At 71.0% G+C, this 4,669-nt stretch carries 2 protein-coding genes and 2 pseudogenes; 1 reads left to right on the plus strand and 3 read right to left on the minus strand.

Translation table 11 applies throughout. From position 1 onward, the window contains the following. Positions 1-128: pseudogene (locus ASJ79_RS32475) on the plus strand (SDR family oxidoreductase); the annotation flags it as partial. A 56-nt stretch (positions 129-184) separates the two neighbouring features. Here ASJ79_RS32475 and ASJ79_RS19090 read toward each other — a convergent pair. The 3 genes and pseudogenes from ASJ79_RS19090 to ASJ79_RS19100 all read right to left on the minus strand — a co-directional run. Further along, positions 185-739 (minus strand): annotated as a pseudogene (locus tag ASJ79_RS19090) (EamA family transporter); the annotation flags it as partial. Between the two features lie 56 nt (positions 740-795). After that, positions 796-2,142: a M1 family metallopeptidase gene (locus tag ASJ79_RS19095; protein WP_067958532.1), complete on the minus strand. Its 1,347-nt coding sequence runs from the start codon at positions 2,140-2,142 to the stop codon at positions 796-798. After that, positions 2,139-4,669: Pls/PosA family non-ribosomal peptide synthetase (locus tag ASJ79_RS19100; protein ID WP_369803713.1), on the minus strand; the 2,531-nt coding region annotated here is incomplete at its 5' end. The genes ASJ79_RS19095 and ASJ79_RS19100, both read right to left, overlap by 4 nt.

The following is a 4,669-nucleotide window of genomic DNA, read 5'->3' on the forward strand; positions in this document are numbered from 1 at the left end:
ATCTCGACTCGTTCACCGCGCCACTGGAACGGGTGTCCACGCCCGAGGAACAGGCCGCGACGCTGGTCTTCCTCGGCAGCCGGGCGGCCGGCTACCTCACCGGGCAGGTGGTGTGGACCGACGGCGGCGAGGAGGGCTGCGAGCGCCGCGGTCAGCCGGCGCGGGCGGATATCAAGATCAAACCTCACGCAGCGATGCTAGCTGCGCGGGGCAACCCCTCGAGTTCGTCGCGGTCGCCGTGGCGGGCCAGCGCGAGACCGGCGAGCACGACGGCGCCGCCGACCGCCTGGGTGCCCGTCATGGACTCCCCGAGCAGCACCCAGGCCGCCAGCACCGCGAACAACACCTCGGACAGCCCGACCAACGACGCGAACCGCGGGCGCAGCCGCGCGATCCCGACGATGCCGAGCGTGTACGCGATCGCGGTCGGGATCAGCCCCAGCGCGATCACCGGGACGATCCACGACGTGCTCGAGCCGGCGATCACGGCGTCGTTCGCGGTGAACCGCATCGGCATCACGCCGGCGGCGCCCAGGGCGGCGACCGTGGCGGCGCCGACGACCAGACCGCCGGCCGCCAGGGTGATCGGGTGCAGCGGTTTACGTCCGTCCGCGCCGCTGACGAGCCCGAAAGCACCCCAGAACACGCCGAATACCGAGAAGCCGGCGGGCTCGAGGTCGCGGGCGGCCAGGTACAGCACCGCGTAACCGCACAGCGCCGACATCGCCGTCGCCACCCCGACCCGGACCACGCTGCCCCGGGTGACCGCCCCCGACGGGCCTGCCGTCGCGTCGGTCACGTTCCGGCGTCCAGCGCAGGGACCTCCGGGGAGTACAGCCACGCCGTCCATAACGGGCGCAGGGAATCGTCGGTGTACTGGGCGGCCAGCCCGACGAAATCGTCGGTGACGACGCTGGAGTGACGGTGGCGGGCGGCCCAATCCTTGAGCAACGCGAAGAAATCGGTGTCGCCGAGCCGGCGGCGCAGCGCGTGCAGCGTCAGGGCCCCGCGCTTGTACACGCGGTCGTCGAACATGTCCCGCGGGCCCGGGTCGGCCAGCACCAGGTTCTGCGGCGAGCCCGTGAGCCGGTCGTGGTAGTGGCGGGCCCACTCGCCGGCGCTGCGTTCGCCGCAGTGCTCGGACCAGAGCCACTCGGCGTAGCACGCGAAGCCCTCGTGCAGCCAGATGTGGCGCCAGCGCTGCACGGTCACCGAGTTGCCGAACCACTGATGCGCAAGCTCGTGGGCGATCAACCGTTCGGAGCCACGGCGACCGTCGCAGTGGTTGGCACCGAAGATCGAGATGCCTTGCGCCTCAAGCGGTATTTCCAGGTCGTCGTCGGTGACCACCACCGTGTAGCCGGTCGCCAGCGGATAGGGCCCGAACAGTTTGGTGAACAGCTTCATCATCTGCGGCTGCCGGCCGAAGTCGTGCTCGAAGTGCTTGCGCAGCCGGTCGGGCAGCACGGCGTGCATGTCGACGCCGTTCTTGGTCATCCGGTGCCGGCCGTACATGCCGATCTGCAGGGTGATCAGATACGTCGACGTCGGCTCGGCCTGTTCGTAGACCCAGGTGGTCATCCCGGCGCGGGCCCGGCGGTCCAGCAGCTTGCCGTTCGCCAACGCGAAATAAGGGCTCTCCGTGGCGATCTGGATGCGGAAGCTGGCCTTGGCGGCGGGGTGGTCGTCACAGGGGAACCACGACGAGGCGCCGTTGGGCTGGCCGGCCACCAGCACGCCTTCGGTGAGTTCCTCGAAACCGACCTCGCCCCACAGGGATCGGATCGGCCGCGGGGTGCCGCCGTAGCGCACCGCGACAGTCATCGCCGCACCCGCGGGCAGGCGGTCGGCCAGGCTGATGTGCAGCTTCCCGCCCGAGGTCCGGTACTGGGCCGGACGCTTGCCGTTCACCGTGACCTTGGCGACCGAGAGCGCATCGGACAGGTCGAGGGTGAAGGTCTTCAGCTCGGCCAGCGTGACCGCGGTGATGGTGGCCGACCCGGCGAGCCGGTTGATGGCGACCTTGTACTCCAGCTCCAGCTCGTAACGCGACACCCGGTACCCGAAGTTGCCCGAACCGGGCAGGTAGGGGTCGATGACGGGCGGTGCGCTCTTCTTGGCGGCCCTCTTGCGCGCCGTCACGCCGCCGCGGACTTCTTGGACTTGGATTCCGATGTCTCCGAACGCTTTTTGCGTGACGGCAGCCACGGCGCGATCGGATTGCCCTGCCACCGCGTCGACGGCGGCACCTCGTCGCCGCGCATCACCAGCGAGGCGGGCCCGACGGTGGCGCCGGCGCCGAGGCGCGCCGCGGGCAACGCGACACAGTGCGGCCCTAGCGTCGCGCCGTCCTCCAGCACCACGGTGTCCATCCGCATGATCCTGTCGTGGAACAGATGGGTCTGCACGACGCAGCCGCGGTTGACCGTGGCGCCGTCGGCGAGCGTCACCAGGTCGGCCTCGGGAAGCCAGTACGTCTCACACCACACCCCACGTCCGATCTTCGCGCCCAGGGCCCGCAACCACAGGTTCATCACCGGCGTACCCGATGCGGCGCGGGCGAACCACGGGGCCGCGACGGTCTCGACGAAGGTGTCCGACACCTCGTTGCGCCACACGAACGGCGACCACAGCGGATGCTCGACCGCGCCGATACGGCCCACCACAAGCCATTTCGCCAGCACGGCAACGGCTCCGGCGACCGCGCCGGCGGCCAGCAGGATCGGTCCGGTCGCCAACGCCGCCCACGCCCAGCCGAACTCCGCGACCAGCCACTGGGTGGACAACAGCACCGCGATCCCGATCGCGAAGCTCACCACCACGGGCACGAACCGGAACGTCTCGACCGTGGCGCGCAACGCCTTCAGGCCCGCCGACGGATGGAAGGTGCGCAGCGCGTCGGCCGCGGTGGGCTTGCGGCGCAACCGCACCGGCGGGCTGCCCAGCCACGAGGATCCGGCCTTGGCCTTGTGCGGGGTGGCCGACAGCACGGCGACCAGACCGTCGTCGGGGACGCGCCGTCCGGGCTGGGTGATCCCCGAGTTACCCAGGAACGCCCGCTTGCCGACGGTGGCGCGGGCGACGTGGATCCAGCCGCCGCCGAGTTCGTAGGACGCCACCATGGTGTCGTCGGCGAGGAACGCACCGTCCTCGACGACGGTGAACTTGGGGATCATCAGCGCCGTCGAGATCTCGGTGCCCTTCCCGACCTTCGCGCCGAGCAGACGCAGCCACCACGGGGTCAGCAGGCTCGCGTAGATCGGGAACAGGTAGGTGCGGGCGCCGTCCATGAGCCGTTCGGTGGCCCACAGCTGCCATCCCTTGCGGCTGCGCACCGGGTGGTAACCGTCGTCGAGTCCGACCGAGAGCACCCGCACACCGAGCACTGTCAGCAGCGCGTACACCAGCAGCGCGGCGGCGGTGGCCGGCACCAGCCACAGCAGCGCCGGTGTGATCGCCGCCGTCACGGTCGCGGTGTCGCGCACGGCCCAGCCGATCACGGCCAGCCCGGCGGCCAGCGCCACCAACGGCAGCGCCCCCAGCAGCATCGAGGTCGCGCCGTACACCGCCACCCACAGCGGCGCCCGCGGGGGCCGGTGGTCGGGCCACGGGTGCTTGGCCTTCCCGGACTTCACCGCCGGCGAACCCTTCCAGTACTGCCCGTTCTTCACCTTGCCGACCACGGCCGATCCCGGGGCGACGTCGGCGTTCTTGCCGACGACCGCGCCGGGCAGCAGCGTGGTCCTGGCCCCGACGGTCGCGTCGTTGCCGACGGTGATCGGGCCGACGTGGAACTGGTCGCCGTCGATCCAGTGCCCGCTCAGGTCGACCTCGGGTTCGATCGAGCAGCGGTGCCCGAGCGTCAGCATGCCCGTCACCGGCGGCGAGGAGTGCAGGTCGACGCCGTTTCCGACGTTGTTGCCCAGCGCGCGGGCGTAGTAGACCAGCCACGGCGCGCCGGCCATGTTCTCGGCGCCACTGGCCTCGGCCAGCCGTTCTGCCAGCCACACGCGTAGATGGGTGGGCCCGCCGCGCCGGTAGGTGCCGGGCTCCAGATTGCCGATCAGCACGCGCGCACCGAACACCGCGATGCCCATCCGTCCCGGCGGGGTGACGAACAGCAGGAAGCCGGCCAGGGTCCACCACCAACTGATCGGGCGCACCCAGTCGACCAGTGACAGCGCGGCCGCGGTGTTGTTGGCGATCGCCAGCCACACCACCCACTGCATGCCGGTCAGCAGTGCCAGCGGCAGCGTCAGCGCGATCTGCACGGCCTGGGTCAGCCGGGGCACCGGCCTGACCTCGCGGGTCGGTACGGCCGGGGGTGGGTCGAGTTCGTCGAGGTAGCCGGCCAGCGAACCCAGCCGGGGATGGTCGTAGACGTCGGCGACGGTCACCTGCGGGTACCGCTGGCGAAGTGCGGCGACGAGCTGGGCCGCCGACAGCGAGCCGCCGCCGAGGGCGTAGAAGTCCGCCTCGGGACCGTCCACGGGCGCGGCGAGCACCTGACGCCACAGGCCCGCGAGCCAGCCGAGGGTGCCGCCGCCCAGGTCGATGTCGTCGGCAACCCCGCTCCGTTCGGGTTCGAGGCCCCCGACGTGATCATGCGCGACATCATCGCCGCGCTGCCGTACGCGCAGGGGTACTCCGATTCCAAGGGCATCGTCAG

Origin of the sequence: Mycobacterium sp. NAZ190054 (genome assembly GCF_001545925.1) — a bacterium.
Lineage (GTDB): Bacteria > Actinomycetota > Actinomycetes > Mycobacteriales > Mycobacteriaceae > Mycobacterium.